This is a genomic window from Leucobacter chromiireducens subsp. solipictus, from assembly GCF_016758195.1.
GTDB classification, from domain to species: Bacteria; Actinomycetota; Actinomycetes; order Actinomycetales; family Microbacteriaceae; genus Leucobacter; species Leucobacter solipictus.
The window spans coordinates 423,234-442,200 of sequence record NZ_QYAC01000001.1; the positions used below are offsets into that span (position 1 = coordinate 423,234).

An 18,967-nucleotide genomic window follows, 5' to 3' on the forward strand; every position below is an offset into this window, starting at 1 on the left:
CTGGGCAGCGCCCGCCCTCGCCCCTCAGTGCTACGCCGCGGCGGGCAGCGCCGGATCGAGGTCGAGCGGCTCTTCGCCGGCCGCGAAGGCGGGATCCAGGATCGCGTCGAGCTCGGCGACATCCAGCTGCTCGATCGTCGCGGGCACCCAGACCGGAGTGCGGTCCTTGTCGATCACCTGCGCCCGCACCCCCTCCGTGAAGTTCGGCATCGGGGCGAGGCGTCCCAGCACCCGCAAATCGTCCGTCAAGACGGCGGCGAGGTCCAGGCCCGCTGCCCGAGTCCGCGCGAGCTGCGCGAGGGTGACGGCGACCGAGGTCGGGCACATTGCGCGGATCGTCGCCGCCGCGGCCTGAGCCTCAGCACGATCGCTGGCCTCGAGGCCAGCGATCAGACGTGCCGCCGCCGCCGCAGCGGCCGCCCCGAGCGATCCGCCAGCCGGTGCGTCCGCGCCGAGCGCGCGCTCCGCGATCGGATCCCACCACTCGGCCGCGGCGAGCACCGCGGAGCGCTCCGGGGCGGGTTCCGAGAACCGCGCGCACGCGGCACCCGGCTCCTCGCCTGCGGCGAGCGCTGCCCGGAGCGCGTCGAGGCGCTCGCTCGGCACAAAGTAATCGGCGAAGCCCAGCGCGAGCGCGTCCGCGCCGGTCATCTCCCCCGCGGTTGCCGCGAGCAGTTCTCCGAGCCGGCCCGGGACCCGGGCGAGCAACAGGTGCCCGCCGACATCCGGCGCGATCCCGATGCGGACCTCGGGCATCGCCAGGCGGCTGCGCTCGGTCACCACGCGATGCGAGGCGTGCCCGCCGAGCCCGATTCCGCCGCCCATCGCGATGCCGTCCATGATCGCAACGACGGGGACGGGCGCGGTGGCGACCCAGTGGTCGACGGCGTATTCCAGGGCCAGAATGCGCGGTGCGTCCTTGCCCGAGAGTTCCTTGATGTCGCCACCGCCGCAGAAGCCGCGCTCCCCCGCGCCGTCGATCACCACGGCACCGGGTGCGGACTGGCCCGCGGCGACCGCCTCCCGCACCTCGCGAAGCGCCTCCGCAAGCATGCGGAACATCTCCCCGGACAGCGCGTTGATGGCGCGTGGCCGGTTCAGGGTGAGGTGCGTGACCGCGCCGGAACGACGGGCGAGGACGAGCGGTTCGGGTGCGGAGGCGTCGGTGCTCATGTCAGCACCGTAGCAGTTTCCGTACCGCAGCAATCCCGCCGCTACGGCGTCGGGTGATGCGCGTCGTAACGCATGAAGCCGCGCGCCGTGCGCGCCAGGACCAGCATCGTGCCGCAGATCACGAGCCCGCCGAGCAGCGGCGGTGCCCAGAGCGCGATGAGCGTGGCCACGCCCCCGGCCAGCAGGTCGCCGACCCGCGGCCCGCCCGCGACCACCACGTAGAAGAGCCCCTGCATGCGGCCACGCACGTCGTCCGGGGCGGCGGTCTGCAGGATCGTGGTCCGGAACACCGCGCTCGCGTTGTCCGCAGCTCCCGTCCCGGCGAGCGCGATCCCCGCGAGCACGATCGCCAGGGCGAGCGGCCGATCCGGCGGGGTATCGCCCCGTATCAGCATGGTGCCGAGGAGGACCACCCCGAACAGCGCCGTACACGCTCCGAACGCGGCGATCGCGAGCGTCACGGCGCGGCCCTGCTGCCGCACGCCACCGAGCGGACCGGAGAACAGGCCGCTCAGGAGCGCCCCGACCGCGAAGGACGCGGTGAGGATCCCCACGGTGACGGGGCCGCCGCCCAGCACGAGCGCACCCGCCGCAGGAAACACCACGCGCGGGGACCCGAAGATCATGGCGACGAGATCCCACAGGAACGTCGCGCGCACGTTCGGTGCGGTGCGGAGAAATCGCAGGCTTTCCAGCACGGAACCGAGGCCCAGCGCTCGGCGTTCTCCGTCGGGCACCATCGCGGGCAGGCTCAGGATCCCGAGAAACGCCCCGGAGAAGAGCACCGCGTCGAGCAGATAGGTCCAGGAAAAACCGACCGTGGCGACGAGAACGCCCGCGACCGCCGGGCCCACGGTGATCGCCAGCCCCATCGTGATCCCGCTCAGGGCGGCGGCAGCCGGGAGCAGCTGCGGGGGCAGGAGGCGCGGCAGGATCGCGCCGCGCGTCGCCCCCAGGATCGTCGCGGACGCCGCGTTCACGGCGGCGAGGGCATAGTACGGCCAAGTCGCGGTGACCCCCAGAAACGCGATCACGGTCATGGTGCATATGCTGCCCCAGGCGATCAGCGCGGTGACGAGCGAAACGAGCCGCCGGTCGAAGGTGTCCGCGAGCGCACCGCCGACAAATCCGGCGAGGATCATCGGGCCGAGCGCCCAGAGTGCCACGAACGACACCGCGAGCGTCGAGCCGGTGAGCGCGTAGACGTGCAGGCCCACCGCGACAATCGTGACCTGCGCACCGATCTGCGCCACCGAGGTCCCCGTCCAGAGCCGCGCGAAGGCGGGGCTCTCCCGGAGCGGACTCAGGTCCACGAACACGGATCTCCGCGGCTGGGGAACCCGGTCGTCGTCGTTGCTGCTCACCGCTGTACGCTATCAGGCACCCCAGAACGGCTAGGATTTGGGTCGTGTTCGATGAGCGGTATGACGGCGATCCCCTGGCCCGCATGAAGCCCCGGCGGGGTCCCGTGGAGCGACGCGAGGTGCCGCTCGCGCGCGGCCTCGTGCTCGAACACACCGAGACCGAGTTCTGCGGTGCCGTCGTGGGCGCGCGCGATGGCCTGGTGCAGCTTGAAGATTTCGGTGGCGCGGTCCGGGCCTTTGCGCTGAGCGACGGATTCTTGATCGACGGCCTGCCGGTGCGGCTCGTCATGCCGCAGCGCGCGCCCGCGGGCCGGCAGCGCACCGCGTCCGGATCCTTCGCGGTCGAGCAGCAGCGGGCAAAGGTCGCCATGCCGAGCCGGATCTTTGTGGAGGGCAAACACGACGCCGAGCTCGTCGAGCAGGTCTGGGGCGACGACCTCCGCGTCGAGGGCGTGGTCGTGGAACTCCTGCAGGGTGCCGACAACCTTGCGGAGGTGCTCGCCGAGTTCCGGCCGGGTCCCGAACGCCGCGCCGGCGTGCTGCTCGACCATCTGGTGGAGCGCAGCAAGGAGTCCCGCATCGCCGAGTCGATCGCGCGCGGCCCGCACGGCGCACATGTCCTCATCGTGGGGCACCCGTTCGTCGATATTTGGCAGGCGGTGAAGCCCGCCCGGGTGGGGCTTGAGGCGTGGCCGACGATCCCCCGCAGCATTGAGTGGAAAAAGGGCATCTGCCTGGCGCTGGGCTGGCCAGCCGACGAACAGGCGGATATCGCCGACGCCTGGTCGCGGATTCGGGGACGTGTGCGCAACTTCCGGGATCTTGAGCCGGAGCTGGTGGGTCGCGTCGAGCACCTCATCGATTTCGTCACCGTCGGGTAGCGGCCGCGCGTTCGCCCCGCGCGTACCGGGCACCCGGCTCCGCGGGTCGCGGCGACCCCCGGAGTACGATGGGACCCTGAACACACGTGCAGGGAGGTCCCGGTGTCACAACCCGCATTTCTGGTGATGCCCGAGTGGCAGGGTTCGTCCTCATCGCGCGCCATGCGCATCGCGGAGGGTGCCGCGCTCCTGCGCGAAGATCTCCCGCTCGCCGCGCGCACCGACGTCCCGGTGCCGCTCGAGGCGGGCGACGCCCTCGGCACGCCGGTCGCCCGGCTCAGCAGCCTGATGCACGCGCGCGCGTCCGCCCGCACCGCGATCGCGGCGAGCGCCGCGAACGGCTACGACGTTCCGATCGTGCTCGGGGGTGACTGCGCCGCCTCACTCGCTGGCCTCGAAGTCGCGGCCGAAACCGCGGCAGCCGAGTCGGGCCGCCTCGCGGTGCTCTGGTTCGACGCGCACCCCGATCTCCAGCACCCCAGCACGTCACCCTCCGGCGCGGCATCGGGCATGACGCTGCGCCACGCGCTGGGTGACGGCGCTCCGGATCTCGCTTCGGCCCACCCGATCGATCCGGCGCGCACCGTGCTCGTCGGCACCCGCGAGATCGACCCGGAGGAGCGCACCGAGATCGTGCAGCGCGGGATCCGGCAGCTCGCAGCGCACGGCGACGCGGACACGCTTGCCGCCGCTGTCCTTGCGGCCATCGACGGCGCGGATCGGCTGTACATCCACATCGACCTCGACGTTCTGGACCCTGCCGAATTCATGTCCGTGCACACCGCGGTGCCCTTCGGGCTGAGCGTGTCGCAACTCACCACCGCGGTGCGCGCGGCCGTTGCCGCCGTCCCCCTGGTGGGCGCTGCGATCAGCGAGTTCGCGCCGGCGAGCCCCGAGGCGGCGGCTGATGATCAGCCGACCGTACTGCGCATCTTGGCCGCCCTCACCTCCGGCAGCGCGCGGGCGGCCGCGTGAGCCCGGCAGCTCCGACCCCGCCGCTGCGCACGCGCGTCACGGCCGGTCGCCGACCGCTCCCGTTCGCGCGGCTGGGCTATGGCTACGCGAGCTTCGTGGGATTCGTCTGGGGCGCGATCTGGAGTACCGGGCGGGTGGAGCGGCACGACGGCCTGTGGGTGTTCCGTGGCATGCCGAAGTGGACGTTCGGACGCGGTGGCAGCTGCGTCGGATCGTGCTACCTGACCGACCAGAACGTCAGCCCCGCGGTGCTCCGTCACGAGCGGGTGCACCGGGAGCAGTGGCGCCACTACGGTCTCGCGCTGCCGCTGCTCTACGCGCTCGCGGGCAGAAATCCGCTGCGCAACCGCTTCGAGGTCGAGGCGGGGCTGCGCGATGGCGGGTACGTGCGGGGGCGAAACCCCCTACACTGAGCGCATGAGCAGCGACGTTCGCCCCGGCCCGGACACCGACGACGAGTTCCGCTTCCTCGTGAGCGATGCGGCGCGGGTAGCGCGCGCCGCACCACTCCCGGAGGTCCGGCGGATCACGGTGCCCGTGAGCGACGGGCGTGTGCTCAGCGGGCTCGCCTTCGATCCGGCGCAGCCGCCGCGCCTCGTCGTGCTGCACGGTGCCGGGCTGAACGCGCACAGTTTCGACCCCGTGCTGCTCGCGCTCGACGTACCCGCGCTCGCCATCGACCTGCCCGGGCACGGGCGCAGCGATTGGCGCGCCGACGCCGACTACCGCCCGGATCATCTCGCGATCGACATCGCGACCGCGCTCGAAACGCTCGCCCCTGAGCCGGTCGTGCTCCTCGGGCACTCGCTCGGTGGCCTCACCGCGGCGCTCGTCGCGGCGGCCCGCCCCGAGCTGGTGCGGGAGCTCGTGATCGTTGATATTACCCCCGGGGTGTCGCCGGGCGGCGATGCCGGGGCGGTCGCCGAGTTCATCGGCGGCCAGCGTGATTTCGGCAGCATCGACGAGATCGTTGACCGCGCGGTGCGCTTCGGGATCGGCTCCGACCGTGCGGCGCTGACCCGCGGCGTCGCGCTGAACACTCGACGCCGTCCCGACGGCCGACTCGAGTGGACGCACCACTTCGCGCACCTGAACGGGATCTCGGCGAGCGACGACCCGTTCCCGTACGCGCCGGTCTGGGGTTCGCTACAGTCGCTCGAGCTGCCCATCACGCTCGTGCGCGCCAGCGCCGGCATGGTGAGCGCGGCGCTGGCGGCGGAGTGGACGGCGCAGTTGCCGGCGAGCACGCTCGTCGAGGTGCCCGGGCCGCACAATCTACACGAGGCCGCACCGACCGAACTCGCGGCGGTGCTCCGGCCGCTGCTCGGCCCGGATCTCGGTGCCGGCCCGGCGCGGCCATCGCACGACGCACCTGGCCGGGTGTCCGGCGCGTAGCCGGCCCGGGTGTGCCGCGCGTAGCCAGCCCAGGTGTCCGGCGCGTAGCCGGCCCGGGTGTGCCGCGCTTAACCCGCGCGGAGGTTGTTCAGGATCGCGTCGCGCAGGTCGACGGGGGCGCTGTCCGCGCGTTCGTCCTCGCAGGTGCGCCGAACCACCTCGGTGAGCCGTTCGCACACGCTCTGCTCGTTCTGGCATCCCGGGCACTGCTCGATGTGCTCGCGAATCGGCGCGGACTCTTCCGCGCACAGCTCACCGCGCAGCACCTCGTACAGATTCTTCTGGGCTGTCTCGCAATCGCAATCGCTCATCGCGCGTCTCCCTTCGCTGCGGTTGATTTCTGTGCACGTTCCGTAGTAAGTCCAACGCCTTGCTCACGCGCGTATTCCCCGAGCGACTTCCGGAGCCGCGCGCGGCCGCGATGCAAGCGACTCATCACGGTCCCGATCGGCACTTCGGCGATGTCGGCAATCTCCTGATAGCTGAACCCTTCCACGTCCGCCAGGTACACGGCCATCCGGAAATCCTCGGGAAGCGCGTTCAGCGCGTCCGAGACCACCGTGTCCGGCGTTCGGTCGATCGCTTCGGCTTCCGCGGAGCGGGAGGACATCGCCGTCGTCGATTCCGCGCCGCCCAGTTGCCAGTCTTCGAGCTCCTCGACGACACCGAGGTAGGGTTCGCGCTGCTTCTTGCGATACGTGTTGATGTAAGCGTTGGTCATGATCCGGTAGAGCCACGCCTTGAGGTTCGTGCCCTCCTGGAACGACGCGAAGGCGGCGAATGCCTTGGCAAACGTCTCCTGCACGAGGTCCTGCGCGTCCTGCGGGTTGCGCGTCATCTTCATGGCAGCGCCATACAGCTGATCGAGCAAGGGCAGCGCCTCGTCGGTGAAGCGGCGTTCGAGCGTCGCCTGATCTGCAGTCTCAGTCACACCACCGATCTTACTCGGAGGCCGACTGGGAGGCGCGGACGAGGGGAGCCGGTAGACTCAGTGGGGATGCTGATAGGAAAACTGAACCCTGGCAAAGACGGCGACGCGGTACGGGCTGGCGAAGGCACCCCCGAGGCCGTGGCGCACTGGCCCGCCCCCACCGCTGCGGGCCCCATCAGCGCGCGCGTCGCGCTCCCCGGATCGAAGTCGTTGACCGGGCGAGAACTGGTGCTCGCCGCGCTCGCCGACGGCCCCGGGATCCTGCGCGCCCCCCTGCACTCCCGCGACTCCGCCCTCATGATCGACGCTCTCCGCGCGCTCGGGACCGACATCGCGGAAATCCCCAGCGACCGCGCGTTTGGCGCGGATCTGCGGATCATCCCGGCGGCGGAGCTCACCGGCTCCACCAGCATCGGCTGCGGTCTCGCCGGCACCGTGATGCGGTTCGTGCCGCCGCTCGCGGCGCTCGCGCTCGGCCCGGTCGCGTTCGACGGCGATCCCTACGCGCGCAAGCGCCCCATGCGCCCCCTGCTCGACGCGCTCCGCGCGCTGGGCGCTGACATCGCGGACGAGGGCCGCGGCGCGCTCCCCTTCACCGTGCACGGTGCCGGATCGCTCCGCGGCGGTCGGGTGGAGCTCGACGCGTCGCTGTCGAGCCAGTTCGTGTCCGCGTTGCTGCTCGCCGGTGCCCGGTTCGACGAGGGCGTGCACGTCGTGCACACCGGAGACCGGCTCCCGAGCGTGCCGCACATCGAGATGACGCTCGCCGCACTCCGCGCCCGCGGCGTCGCGGCAGACTCCCCCGCGCCCGGCGAGTGGCGCGTGGCGCCCGGCCCGATCGGGGCGCTCGACATCACCATCGAACCGGACCTCTCGAACGCCGCCCCGTTCCTCGCGGCGGCGCTCGCCGTGGGCGGCAGCGTCACCGTCCCGAACTGGCCCGGCACCACCACGCAGGTGGGCGATCAGCTGCGCACGCTGCTCCCGGAGTTCGGCGCGGACCTCATCACGAACCCCGACGGCTCCGTCACGGCAACGGGCGACGGCACCCTGCGCAGCGTCACGCTCGACATCCCCGAGGCGGGAGAGCTCGCCCCCACGCTGATCGGCCTTGCCGCGCTCGCGGCCCACGGGACGGACGGGACCGACGGCGTGGCCAGCGAGATCACCGGGATCGGCCACATCCGACACCACGAAACCGATCGCATCGCCGCGCTCGTCGCGGAGATCCGCGGGATCGGCGGCGACGCCGAGGAACTCCCCGACGGGATCCGGATCGCTCCCGCCGCGCTGCACGGCGGGGTGTGGCACAGCTACGCCGATCACCGCATGGCGACCACCGGTGCGCTCATCGGGCTGCGCGTGCCCGGCGTCGAGGTCGAAGACATCGCGAGTACCGGGAAGACGCTGCCGGAGTTCCCGCAACTGTGGGCGCGGATGCTCGGGCATGAGTCCTGGAACGGTGCCGCTGTCGTCGAAGCCGCAGCGCCGGCGGCTGACTTCAGCGCGATCGGCATCGCGGGCCGCGCGGCCCGCTCCTTCCTCGAGGGTATCTAGACGTGAGCTGGCTGACCCCGGACGAAGACGACGAGGACGTTCCCTACGGCGAATACGCCGACCACCGGGTGCGTGAGCGCCCGAACCCCAAGGCGAACCGGCCGCGAACCAAGCGCCGCCCCGATCACGATGACGCCGTGATCGGGATGGTCACCGGCGTCGATCGCGGACGCTACGCGGCGCTCGTGCCCGCGGGATCCGACCCCGCTGATCCGAGCGAACGCGACATCGTCGCCGCACGAGCCCGCGAACTGCGACGCACGCCGATCGTGATTGGGGATCGCGCCCAGCTCGTGGGCAACACGAGCGGCGACGAGGGGACGCTCGCGCGCATCGTCGGCATCGAGGAACGCCGCACCCTGCTGCGCCGCAGCGCGGACGATAGCGATCAGGTGGAGCGGATCATGGTCGCGAACGCCGATCAGATGCTCATCGTCGTGGCCGCGGCGAACCCGGAACCCCGGGTGCGACTCGTGGACCGATACCTGGTCGCCGCCTACGACGCCGGGATCCAGCCGCTCATTTGCATCACCAAGGTGGACCTTGCCGATCCCGAGCCGTTCCTCGCCCACTTCGCGGCGCTCGAGGTGCCCGTGTTCCGTTCCGCGCAGGGTGCCGAGCCGCTCGCCGCGATCCGGGAGGTGCTCGCCGGGAAAACCACGGTGTTTGTGGGCCACTCCGGGGTCGGAAAGTCGACGCTCATCAACGCCCTCGTGCCCGAGGCCGGGCGGGCCACCGGCCACGTCAACGAGGTCACCGGCCGCGGCCGCCACACCTCCTCGTCCTCCGTCGCGCTGCGCGCCGCAACCCCGGGGGCAGTGGGCGGCGAGGCGGGCTGGGTGATCGACACCCCGGGCGTGCGCTCATTTGGACTCGGACACGTTACCAGCGACGGGATCCTGCGCGGTTTCACGGACCTCGCGGAGCTGATCCTGCGGTGCCCGCGCGGCTGCACGCACCAGGACGATGCCCCGGACTGCGAGCTCGACGCCGCGATCGCGGACGGCAGGCTGGACGAGATGGGGGCGCTGCGCGTGGAGTCGCTGCGCCGCCTCCTGAAGTAGCCCGCCGTGTCGGCGGCGCTCGCTAGGCTGGGAGCATGACTGCACGTGTGATTCTCGAACCCGGCCAGGCCGCTCCCGATTTCTCGCTCCCCGACCAGGACGGGGTGACCCGTTCGCTTTCCGACTACCGCGGCGAGAAGGTCATCCTGTTCGTCTATCCGCAGGCCATGACGCCCGCGTGCACCACGGAAGCCTGCGAATTTCAGGAGTCCACGGCCCCGCTGGCCGCGGCCGGGTACCGGGTGCTGGGCCTGTCCCGGGACTCGGTCGAGAAGCTGCGCCGCTTCGCGGACCGGGACGCGCTGGAGTATCCGCTCCTCAGCGATCCGGAGCACGCCGTGCACGAGGCATATGGGGCCTACGGCGAAAAGAACAGCTACGGCCGGATCGTCGAGGGCGTCATCCGCTCGACCTTTGTCATCGATGAGGCGGGGAAGATCGAGCACGCGCTCTACAACATCAAGGCGACGGGACACGTCGCCCGTGTGCGGAAGCTCGTCGGGGCCGACGCCGCGTAGCCGAGGCCGCGTAACCGGTGCCGCAGAGCCGGCACCGCAGAGCCGGCACCGGGCTGCCCCGCCGCCCGAGGGGGCTACTCCCCCTCGGGCGCTTCCGGCGCGTCCGGGCGCGCGAGCAGGGCGGCGACGAAGCCGACAAACGCGAGCACGAGCAGTTCGAGGCCCAGCACCGTCTGCGGGCCGATCAGCCCCTGCAGGATCCCGGTCGCCGCAGCGAAGAGCAGCACGTGGATCGTGATCGCGGAACTGCGGACCCAGCCCGGGCGCGCGCGCCGCGCACCCCAGGCGGTGATTAGGATCCAGCCCCACCAGAGGGCTGCGGCGATGAGGAGGATGATCCGGTCGCCGATCGGCTCGTCACCGGCGGCAAACATGCCCTGCACCACGTTCCACACGAGCCAGGCACCGCCGATCGCTTCAAGCACCAGCACGATGCGCAGCGCGATCCAGCCCGCGCGGATTCGCGGGTAAGCGGGAGGTGTCGCGGTCATTTCGGCTCTCTTTCCAGACAATTGCAAATTGGCTATTGATTTGCATCTGTATCCGTGAAACTATATATTCCGTCGAGTTTCGCGCACACCGACGTGAGCATTCTCAGCCACGTATCAGGTAATCGCGGCGCGAATTCTAGACTATCCAGTCTCTGCTGATTCGCGCGTGTGCGTCGTACTAAGGAGAACACAAATGGATTGGCGTGAACAGGCCGCGTGCCTCACTGTAGACCCCGAGCTCTTCTTCCCGGTCGGGAACACGGGCCCGGCGGTCGAGCAGATCGAGCGTGCGAAGTCGGTGTGCGCCCGGTGCACCGTGACGGAGATGTGCCTCCAGTACGCGATGGACACCGGCCAGGACTCGGGCGTGTGGGGCGGCCTCAGCGAGGATGAGCGCCGCGCACTGAAGCGTCGCGCAGCTCGCGCCCGCCGCGCCTCCTAAGGTTTGATGCGTGTGGCCCCGGATCTCTCGAGATCCGGGGCCACACGCATGTTTCCACGCCTGGGCTAGGCGGGCTCGATCTGTTGCCGCGGCTCGCGCCCGCCGGATCGAGACGCGCCGATCCCCGCGACGATCACCAACACGAGGCCGAGCACCGCGAGTGGCTGCGGGACCTGGGCGAGCGCGACGAAGCCGACGAGCAGCGCGATTGCGGGTTCGAGGCTCATCAGCGTGCCGAAGGTCGCGGCGTCGAGGCGGCGAAGCGCCAAGAACTCGAGCGAGAACGGCACCACCGGCAGCAGGAGCGCGAGCCCGAAGCCAGCGGCGAGCATCGGCCAGGTGAGCAGCGGAAACAGCTCGGGCGTAATCGTGAAACTCGACACGAGGGCGGCGGTCGGGAAGGAAATCGCGAGCGCCTGCAGCCCGGTGACCGTGTCCCCGGCGCGCTGCGTGAGGATGATGTACCCGGCCCAGCACACGGCCGCGGCCAGGGCGAAGCCGATGCCCAGCGCGTCAACGGTTCCCTTCCAGGGTTCAGTCAATGCCAGGACTCCGGCCGCGGCCACGAGCGCCCACAGGCGGCCGCGGCCACGGCCCCGCGCGACGGCGACCCCGAGCGGCCCGAGAAACTCGAGGGCGCTCGCCGTCCCCAGCGGGATCCGCATCACCGCGGCCATGAAGAAGATCGTCATGCCCGCGCTCGCGATGCCGAGCAGCACGCAGGTCAGGAGCGACCGGCGCGTGAAGCGCGCCCGCCACGGGCGCGCAACGACGAGGAGGATCAGGGCCGCGAACACCAGGCGGAGCCACACGACGCCGGTCGCGCCGAGGGTATGTGCGAGGTCGACGGAGACCGCAAGTCCCACCTGCACGCACCCCATCGATCCAACCGCGAGGGCCGTGCCCACCCGTGCATTGCGCGAAGAAGTTGCTGCCATGCGCCCAGTAGATCAAATCTCGCCGTCCACGTCCACGTGACGGAACTGGACGATATGTTCGAGAATCCTGGACAATGTGAGCATGGATACACGTCGTCTCTCCTTCCTCCTGGAGCTGTCCCGTCTCGGGTCCATGCGCGCGGTCGCCGACGAGCTCGGCACGTCAACCTCCACGGTCTCGCAGCAGATCGCGGCCCTCGCGCAGGAGTTCGGGACGGAGCTGGTGTTCCCCGTGGGCCGTGGGGTGCGCCTCACCCCGGCCGGCAAGCGGCTCGCGGAGCACGCGGCGAAGATTCTCGCCGAAGTGCAGCGCGCGCGGCTGACCCTCGACCCCGCCGGTGAGCCCTTCGGGACGGTCCGCGTAGCCGGATTCGCCGGCGCGATCCGGCGTACCGTGTTGCCTGTGGTGCGTGAACTCACCCGCACACATCCCGCGGTGAGCGTCGAAATCCACGAGTATGAGCCGCGGGAGGCGCTCGGTTTCCTCGCCTCCGACGCCGTCGACATCGCACTCACCTACGACTACGACCTGGCGCCCATGCCCGAATCCACGGAGTGGCACACGGCCCCACTCTGGGAAACCCCGTGGGGGTTGGGCGTCCCGAGCACGGCGGCCGAGACGGGCACCGGTACGACGGCCGCAGCGGGCACTGGCATGACGGTCCCAGCGGGCAGCGGCACGGCGGTCCCCACCCCGGGCCGCCCGCTGTCCGCGTATCAGGGGCACACGTGGATCGGGAACTCGCGGAACACGGCCGACGAGGACGCACTGCGGATCCTCGCCTCGCTGGAGGGGTTCCCCCTCCGAATTACGCACAAGGTCGACAACATTGAGCTGGCGCAGGAGCTCATCCGGTCAGGAATGGGCGTCGGGCTCCTCCCCGAGGACCGGACTCTCCTCCCCGGGGTCACGCTCCTTCCGCTGCGCGCCCCCGGCGTCACGCTCCGCGCCTTCGTGCACGCCCGAGTGGGGCGCGATACCTGGCCCGCACTCGCGCTCGTGCGTGATCGCATCATCGCGCACGCGGGGAACGGAGCCGGAGTTGCTTTCGGAACCGAACCCAGGACCGGAGTAGGAGCAGGACCGGAGTAAGAGCAGGACCGGAGTAGGAGCAGGACCGGAGTAAGAGCACGAGCTGAGGCCGGGGATGCTCGCTTGGGACGGGGAAGCCTCACCACGGGGATGCCCGACCAAGCTGCGGCGATTTCGCGCGGGGAATGCCCCCTCAGCGCGTGGTTCGTCAGAACGGGTGTTCTGTGTCGGATGGGCCGCTTCCCGGACGCGGCGCGTCCTGGGGTGGTGCGCCCGGGCCCCGTGGTGTCCGCACTTCGGAGGGGTGTACCGGGAGCGACACAAACCGCACGCGGCCCGGTGGTCGCTGCACATAGCCGCGCCCCGTCGGGCTCACCCACCGCACCGTCCCGGCCCTGTCCTGGGTCACGTCCCACCCACCATGATGCTTCACCACGTGGTGGCCGCGGCACAGATGCGCGAGGTTGTCGGTACTCGTCGCGCCGCCACGCGCCGCATCCACGGTGTGGTCCAGATCGCAACGGATCGCAGGCACCCGACACCCCGGTGCTCGGCAGTGCACATCCTCTGCGCGCTTCCGCCGCCGAATCTCGGCTCTCGGCACATACCGTTCCACCCGCAACACGGCCCCCTCACCAGTCACCGCGACCCGCTCTCGGTCCTGCTCCCGCGCACCGATCGCGAGCCGAGCCGCGGTCTCCGCGTCGATCACCCCGTGCCCCACCAACTCCCCAACCCGCGCCAGTGAACGCTTGGGCGCAGCACGCTCGGGCGCAGCACGCTCGGGCGCAGCACGCTCCAAAGTCGGCACGGTGTCAGCGGTCTCCGCCGGCGGATCCAGCCCCGATGCCACCGGGAGCCCGGAACTCGGCTGCCGGGGATGCATTGGCCCATCGTCGGCCGGCTCCGTGAGCAGCGTCTCTGGGACAATCACCTGGATATGTCCACGTATGCCCTCGCTGCCTGGCACATCGCGGCCCAGCAGCAGGTCCCGCAGTACGTCAGCGCGAATATGATCCAGCGTCCGCGCGTCTCGCCCCGACACCACATCGGTGCCGGCATCAGCACCGGCATCGGCACCGGCATCAGCACGGGCACCGGCATCAGGACCGGCACCGGCAGAGTCCTCCGCGGCGTCGACGTTCGCAGCTTCGTGGACCCGGACCACCGCGTTCTTCGCGAGGCGAGTCACCCGGTCCTTCACCGCGACCGCGTCCTCGGCCGCCAGCCGCACAATCAGATCCGCCATCCCGTCGCCCGCGTCCACGATCCGCACTCCGCGCAGCAGCAACGCCTCACGGTGCCGCTCAACCAGCGTCATCTCACACAGTGCCGCGGCAATCCGCTGCGCGATCGGTCGTAGGCGATTCGGCGTTTCCTCCCCCGCGACCCGCAACACCTCACACTCATACCGGGAACGCCGCTCCCGTTCCCCGCGGGATTCGCCCTGGCCGAGCACCCGCCCGGCATCCGCAATAACTTGCACGTGCTCTCTCGAGACCACACCCGACTTCAACGCAGCGAGGGTCCCCGGAAATTGCTGTGTCGACGAAAATGCGAGCGACAACAGGCGATCCACCATGTGCTCGCTCTGTCCCAGGGCCGCCGAGAGCTCAAGCCGCAGTGAGCGATGCGATACCTCGCCGCCCACGCCAAAACCCCGCACGATATCTTCGGCATCGTCCCGGAGCGGATCGGTCTCGCCATCAGCATTGTCATCGCCATCAGCATCGCCATCAGCACCAGCATCCAACTGAGCAGCGGACTCGGCACCCGCGGAAGGCTGGGACCCTGCGTCCCCGTCCCTGGAGTTCAGCGCCACCTCTCGCAGTCGTTCCACCAGCACCAACTGCTCCGCGTCCGTCGCCCGGCGCCGCGCCTCAAGCTCTTCAAGCTCCCCCAGCAACGCATCAGCCGTCCGCACACGCGCCGCAGCGCGAGCCCGCTGCTGCGGCGTCTGACGTCCTCGGGTCCTGGCCATGCAACAAGTACAGCAGCAGCCACCGACATTCACGGCCTGAAAACCGTTGAAAACACGAGGAACTCGGGCTCACCGCAGCGGGGTTCGAAAGACCCCCTGATGGGATCAAGCAGACTCAAGGCAGGGAGTTTTTCGACACCGTGCCCGGGACGCATGAACGCGCCCCGGGCACCGTCACACCCCGCGCCTTCGACTAGCGCTGTGCGGCCCGGTAGAGGAACGCCGCCATCGCTTCACGCGAGACCTTCCCCTTCGGCTGGTACACCGCGCCCTTCGCGCTCTGACTTCCGGTCGAGATCCCGCTTGAACGCATCCAAGCGATCTCCTTGGCGAACTTGTGTGACCTCGGCACATCCACGAAGGGTGCCTGTGCGGGTGCTTTCCCGGCACCGGGACCCTGCAGGCGGTACAGGAACGCGGCCATGGCCTCGCGCGACACCGCGGCTCCGGGCTCGTAGTATCGCTTGCCGTTCTTGGTCACTCCCGTCGAAATCTTCGCGTGGGCCATCCACGAGATCTCCCGATAGAACTTGTGATTCGTGGGCACGTCCACGAACGGCGAAACACGCGGTGCCGTGAACGATTTGGGAGCACTCTGACGGAACAGGAACGCCGCCATCGCTTCACGCGACACCGCTGCCTGGGGCTGGTAGGCCAGGCCCCGGGAGGTCTTCACACCCGTTGTGCGCCCGGTGCTCCGCATCCACTCGATCTCCGTGAAGAACTTGTGGTTCTTGGGCACATCGACAAACGCGGGCTTGGTGTCCTTGCGCAGCAGCGACACAGTGAGCCGGTATTCCTCGCCGATATACGCATCAGAGCTGGGGATCACGGACACGTAGGCGATGCCGCGAGGGAGTCGAACGTCGACCGTCTTCCCACGCCAGTCACCGGCCTTCACCGCCCACCGCTTGATCTGGTCACCCCTCGAGTTCAGCGCGGCCACGGTGTAGTAATCCGTCGACGCGGGATCGTACGCATTCCCGAAGGAAATCTTCACGCGGTACACGCCGGCTTCGGCCTTCACCGAGTAGAAGTCCTTGTCGTAACTCAGCCCGATATGCCCACACAACGTCGCCCCCAACGGCAACGCATTCGGCCGGTACGTACTATCGTTCCCGTCCCAACCATTGGGATTCTCACCCTCTGCCAGGCACCCCTCCCCGCTCGGCGGAGTATTCGCCGCGGCACCCGACACCTTCGCCACACTCACGGTGTACTTCTTCCCCACCACCTTGTCGTCCAACGGCGTAATCGCCAGGTACCCGCCGCCATTGCTCAGCGTGGAGATCTGCTTCGCGAGCCACGCGCCGTTCCCGGCCGAACCCGTCAGGTTCCAGGACTTCAGGAAATTCGCCTTGCCGTCATACAGCCACACCTTGTAGGCGTTGCCCTTCACCTTCGGATCATCGAACGTGAAGCTGACGCGATACCGGCCATCACCGTTGCCAAATTGGTAGAAGTCCTTGTCGTAGCTCAGGCCGATATGCCCACACAACGTCGCCCCCAACGGCAACGCATTCGGCCGGTACGTACTATCGTTCCCGTCCCAACCATTGGGATTCTCACCCTCTGCCAGGCACCCCTCCCCGCTCGGCGGAGTATTCGCCGCGGCACCCGACACCTTCGCCACACTCACGGTGTACTTCTTCCCCACCACCTTGTCATTCAGCGGCGTCACCGCAATGAACGATGTCCCGCTCGGGAATCGGGTCAGCTGCTTCGCGATCCACCCGCCGCTTCCGGCAGTCCCGGTGAGGTTCCAAGATGCGAGGTAGCGCTGGTTCGCGTCATATGCCCACACCTTGTACGCGTTGCCCGTCGTGTTCGGCGTGTCGAAGCTGAAGGAAATCCGGTGGGTACCCGCCGAACTCGCGAATTTGTAGAAGTCCTTGTCGTACGTGGTGCCAATCCGGCCGCAGGTGCCAGTCCCGAGCGTCAGCGTGGTGGCTGCACTCAGACTGTCGTTCTGTCCGGACTGATTTGCCTGCTCCGCTTCGGAAGTCTTGCACGTCGCCGCAGCATTGGGGACGGCGTCGGAAATCGGCCCGGGCGTGGGCACCTCTTGACCAGTCTCCGAGCCGGAGGTTCCCGCCGCGTCTCCGCCTGCGGCAGGGTCGGGCAAGACGTCCTCTTCGGGGCTCGGTGCCACGGGCTCAGGCAGTTCCGGCTCGCTGCCAAGATCGCTGGCCCCGTCGGGATCCTGCGAGGGATCTTCGCTCGGTTCGCCGTCTACTCCCCCGGCTTCGTCGGTGGGGAGCGGTTCCACGTCCGGGGCCACTTCCTCCCCGACATTCACCGGGTCAAGTGTTTCGGCCTGGACTGACTCGGCGGTGGTGGGGCTGAGCTCGCGCTCCGGGATCTGCGGCGCAAACGTCAGCGCTGACATCGCGATCACGGCGGAGGAGACCACTCCTACGCTGCCACGGAGAACTCGCCGCGCACCCCACCTCGAAACAACAACTTCACCTTTGAAACCCAATTGTCCCCCACGAAACTCACAAAGCCTATTAATAGCCCTTTCATCTTAGGGGGCGCGACGGCTCCGTGCGGACCGAGAGGTTACGCTCCCCGAGCCTGCCAGGATCCCTCTGCTCCCCGAGCCTGCCCGGGCCCATCCGCCTCCTGAGGCTGCCGGGCCCCCGCTCCCCGCCGCCGAGGTTCGGCGGGAGTTCCCGGTTCGCTCACCTCGGACAACGGTCCACGCCCCACGCAGCACTGCGGCCCCGCACCCAGAAGGGTGCGGGGCCGCAGTGCTGTCCAGCGAAGCGCCCGGCGTCGCGGGCGGCGGAATCTAGTCCGTGCCAGCGTCGAACGCGGCAGACAGGCCGAGCTCGTCCGCGTTCTCATCGATGCCGGTGACGGCCTCAGCGATCTCCGCTGCGCCGCCCTTCTCCAGCTCGCCGACGAGATCCGCGACCGCGCCGCCGACCATGCCCATCTGTGCGTACTGCTCGAGGCGCTGACGCGAGTCGGCGATGTCGAGGTTCCGCATGGTGAGCTGGCCGATCCGGTCCTCGGGGCCGAACGCCGCGCCCACGGTCCGCTCCATGGAGAGCTTCTCGGGGTGGTAGCTGAGGTTCGGACCCTCGGTGTTGAGGATCGTGTAGTCGTCGCCGCGGCGCAGACGCAGGGTGACCTCACCCGTGATCGCGGAGCCGACCCAGCGCTGCAGCGACTCACGCAGCATGAGCGACTGCGGATCAAGCCAGCGGCCCTCGTACATGAGGCGGCCGAGCTTGCGACCATCGGTGTGGTAACTGGCGAGGGTGTCCTCGTTGTGGATTGCATTGACGAGGCGCTCGTAGGTGATGTGCAGCAGGGCCATGCCCGGGGCCTCGTAGATGCCGCGCGACTTCGCCTCGATGATCCGGTTCTCGATCTGGTCGGAGACGCCCAGGCCGTGGCGGCCGCCGATGGCGTTCGCCTCAAACACGAGCGCGACCGGATCGGAGTACTCGACGCCGTTGATCGCGACGGGGCGGCCCGCCTCGAAGCGCACCGACACCTCCTCGGTCGCAACCTCGACGTCGTCGCGCCACGCAGCAACACCCATGATCGGCTCGACCACGTCGAGGCCCGCGTTCAGGAACTCGAGGGTCTTCGCCTCGTGCGTCGCGCCCCAGATGTTTGCGTCCGTCGAGTACGCCTTCTCGGTGGCGTCGCGGTACGGGTAACCGCGCTCCACGAGCCACTCGCTCATCTCGTGCCGGCCGCCGAGCTCGCGCACGAACTCCGCGTCGAGCCAGGGCTTGTAGATGCGCAGCGCCGGGTTGGCCATGAGGCCGTAGCGGTAGAACCGCTCGATGTCGTTGCCCTTGTAGGTGGAGCCGTCGCCCCAGATATCGACGCCGTCTTCCTTCATGGCGCGCACCAGCAGGGTGCCGGTCACGGCGCGGCCGAGGGGCGTCGTGTTGAAGTACGTCTTGCCGCCGGATCGGACGTTGAACGCGCCGGTCTGCAGCGCAACGAAGCCCTCCTCGACGAGGGGTCGCTTGGCGTCAACGTGACGGGCCAGCTCGGCACCGTACTCCTTGGCACGATCGGCGACGCCGTCGATGTCGGGCTCGTCGTACTGGCCGATATCAGCGGTGTAGGTGCAGGGCACAGCGCCCTTTTCGCGCATCCACGCGACCGCGCACGAGGTGTCGAGACCACCGGAGAAGGCGATGCCGACGCGCTCGCCCACGGGAAGAGAAGAAAGAACCTTGGACATACTCTCTA

At 69.4% G+C, this 18,967-nt stretch carries 18 protein-coding genes; 9 read left to right on the forward strand and 9 right to left on the reverse strand.

Translation table 11 applies throughout. From position 1 onward, the window contains the following. Nucleotides 1-30 precede the first annotated feature (30 nt). On the reverse strand, nucleotides 31-1,173 hold the full coding sequence (locus D3230_RS01975; protein WP_202343314.1) for an enoyl-CoA hydratase/isomerase family protein: 1,143 nt from the start codon (nucleotides 1,171-1,173) through the stop codon (nucleotides 31-33). A 41-nt stretch (nucleotides 1,174-1,214) separates the two neighbouring features. Next, the gene (locus tag D3230_RS01980; protein ID WP_202343315.1) at nucleotides 1,215-2,537 is read right to left on the reverse strand and encodes an MFS transporter; all 1,323 of its coding nucleotides are present in this window, start codon (nucleotides 2,535-2,537) and stop codon (nucleotides 1,215-1,217) included. Between the two features lie 44 nt (nucleotides 2,538-2,581). On the opposite strand from D3230_RS01980, the gene D3230_RS01985 reads away from it, so the two are divergent. The 4 genes from D3230_RS01985 (at nucleotide 2,582) to D3230_RS02000 (ending at nucleotide 5,788) form a co-directional block, all read left to right on the forward strand. Then, nucleotides 2,582-3,418: a DUF3097 family protein gene (locus tag D3230_RS01985; protein WP_202343316.1), complete on the forward strand. Its 837-nt coding sequence runs from the start codon at nucleotides 2,582-2,584 to the stop codon at nucleotides 3,416-3,418. A gap of 102 nt (nucleotides 3,419-3,520) precedes the next feature. Then, nucleotides 3,521-4,393 (forward strand): arginase family protein, encoded by an 873-nt coding sequence (locus D3230_RS01990; RefSeq protein ID WP_202343317.1) that lies wholly within the window; start codon nucleotides 3,521-3,523, stop codon nucleotides 4,391-4,393. A 23-nt stretch (nucleotides 4,394-4,416) separates the two neighbouring features. Beyond that, nucleotides 4,417-4,806: a Fe-S oxidoreductase gene (locus D3230_RS01995; RefSeq protein ID WP_202343646.1), complete on the forward strand. Its 390-nt coding sequence runs from the start codon at nucleotides 4,417-4,419 to the stop codon at nucleotides 4,804-4,806. A gap of 4 nt (nucleotides 4,807-4,810) precedes the next feature. Further along, nucleotides 4,811-5,788, forward strand: a complete 978-nt coding sequence (locus tag D3230_RS02000; protein WP_202343318.1) for an alpha/beta fold hydrolase — start codon at nucleotides 4,811-4,813, stop codon at nucleotides 5,786-5,788. 68 nt (nucleotides 5,789-5,856) lie between these two features. Here D3230_RS02000 and D3230_RS02005 read toward each other — a convergent pair whose 3' ends face one another. Both D3230_RS02005 and D3230_RS02010 read right to left on the reverse strand, forming a co-directional pair. Then, a complete protein-coding gene (locus D3230_RS02005; protein ID WP_202343319.1) occupies nucleotides 5,857-6,099 on the reverse strand; it encodes a zf-HC2 domain-containing protein in 243 nt (80 codons plus the stop codon). Continuing rightward, complete coding sequence (locus D3230_RS02010; RefSeq protein ID WP_202343320.1) at nucleotides 6,096-6,719, reverse strand: sigma-70 family RNA polymerase sigma factor; 624 nt, start codon at nucleotides 6,717-6,719, stop codon at nucleotides 6,096-6,098. The genes D3230_RS02005 and D3230_RS02010 overlap by 4 nt, the downstream gene beginning before the upstream one ends. A 66-nt stretch (nucleotides 6,720-6,785) precedes the next feature. Between D3230_RS02010 and aroA the strand changes: the two genes are divergently transcribed. From aroA to bcp, 3 genes are read left to right on the forward strand one after another with little or no spacing between them, the layout of a single operon-like run. Then, complete coding sequence (gene aroA, locus D3230_RS02015) at nucleotides 6,786-8,276, forward strand: 3-phosphoshikimate 1-carboxyvinyltransferase (protein ID WP_202343321.1); 1,491 nt, start codon at nucleotides 6,786-6,788, stop codon at nucleotides 8,274-8,276. Nucleotides 8,277-8,278: 2 nt separating this feature from the next. Beyond that, entirely contained in the window at nucleotides 8,279-9,340 is a 1,062-nt protein-coding gene (gene rsgA, locus D3230_RS02020; RefSeq protein WP_202343322.1) for a ribosome small subunit-dependent GTPase A, read from the forward strand. A 35-nt stretch (nucleotides 9,341-9,375) separates the two neighbouring features. Further along, nucleotides 9,376-9,858 carry a thioredoxin-dependent thiol peroxidase gene (gene bcp, locus D3230_RS02025; protein WP_202343323.1) on the forward strand — a complete coding sequence of 161 codons (483 nt, stop codon included), beginning with the start codon at nucleotides 9,376-9,378 and terminating at the stop codon, nucleotides 9,856-9,858. 74 nt (nucleotides 9,859-9,932) lie between these two features. On the opposite strand, the gene D3230_RS02030 is transcribed toward bcp, so the two are convergent. Next, nucleotides 9,933-10,349 carry a hypothetical protein gene (locus tag D3230_RS02030; RefSeq protein WP_202343324.1) on the reverse strand — a complete coding sequence of 139 codons (417 nt, stop codon included), beginning with the start codon at nucleotides 10,347-10,349 and terminating at the stop codon, nucleotides 9,933-9,935. A 193-nt stretch (nucleotides 10,350-10,542) separates the two neighbouring features. Between D3230_RS02030 and D3230_RS02035 the strand changes: the two genes are divergently transcribed. Further along, the gene (locus D3230_RS02035; protein ID WP_010156721.1) at nucleotides 10,543-10,791 is read left to right on the forward strand and encodes a WhiB family transcriptional regulator; all 249 of its coding nucleotides are present in this window, start codon (nucleotides 10,543-10,545) and stop codon (nucleotides 10,789-10,791) included. Nucleotides 10,792-10,856: 65 nt separating this feature from the next. On the opposite strand, the gene D3230_RS02040 is transcribed toward D3230_RS02035, so the two are convergent. Continuing rightward, complete coding sequence (locus D3230_RS02040) at nucleotides 10,857-11,729, reverse strand: EamA family transporter (protein ID WP_202343325.1); 873 nt, start codon at nucleotides 11,727-11,729, stop codon at nucleotides 10,857-10,859. 82 nt (nucleotides 11,730-11,811) lie between these two features. Between D3230_RS02040 and D3230_RS02045 the strand changes: the two genes are divergently transcribed. Then, on the forward strand, nucleotides 11,812-12,822 hold the full coding sequence (locus D3230_RS02045; RefSeq protein WP_202343326.1) for a LysR family transcriptional regulator: 1,011 nt from the start codon (nucleotides 11,812-11,814) through the stop codon (nucleotides 12,820-12,822). Nucleotides 12,823-12,970: 148 nt separating this feature from the next. On the opposite strand, the gene D3230_RS02050 is transcribed toward D3230_RS02045, so the two are convergent. The 3 genes from D3230_RS02050 to argG all read right to left on the reverse strand — a co-directional run bounded on the left by D3230_RS02050 (nucleotide 12,971) and on the right by argG (nucleotide 18,959). Next, nucleotides 12,971-14,743, reverse strand: coding sequence for an HNH endonuclease signature motif containing protein (locus D3230_RS02050; protein WP_202343327.1), 1,773 nt, complete (start codon nucleotides 14,741-14,743; stop codon nucleotides 12,971-12,973). Nucleotides 14,744-14,936: 193 nt separating this feature from the next. Continuing rightward, the gene (locus D3230_RS02055; RefSeq protein ID WP_237466808.1) at nucleotides 14,937-17,132 is read right to left on the reverse strand and encodes an S-layer homology domain-containing protein; all 2,196 of its coding nucleotides are present in this window, start codon (nucleotides 17,130-17,132) and stop codon (nucleotides 14,937-14,939) included. Between the two features lie 405 nt (nucleotides 17,133-17,537). After that, the gene (argG, locus tag D3230_RS02060) at nucleotides 17,538-18,959 is read right to left on the reverse strand and encodes an argininosuccinate synthase (RefSeq protein WP_202343329.1); all 1,422 of its coding nucleotides are present in this window, start codon (nucleotides 18,957-18,959) and stop codon (nucleotides 17,538-17,540) included. Between the last annotated feature and the right edge of the window lie 8 nt (nucleotides 18,960-18,967).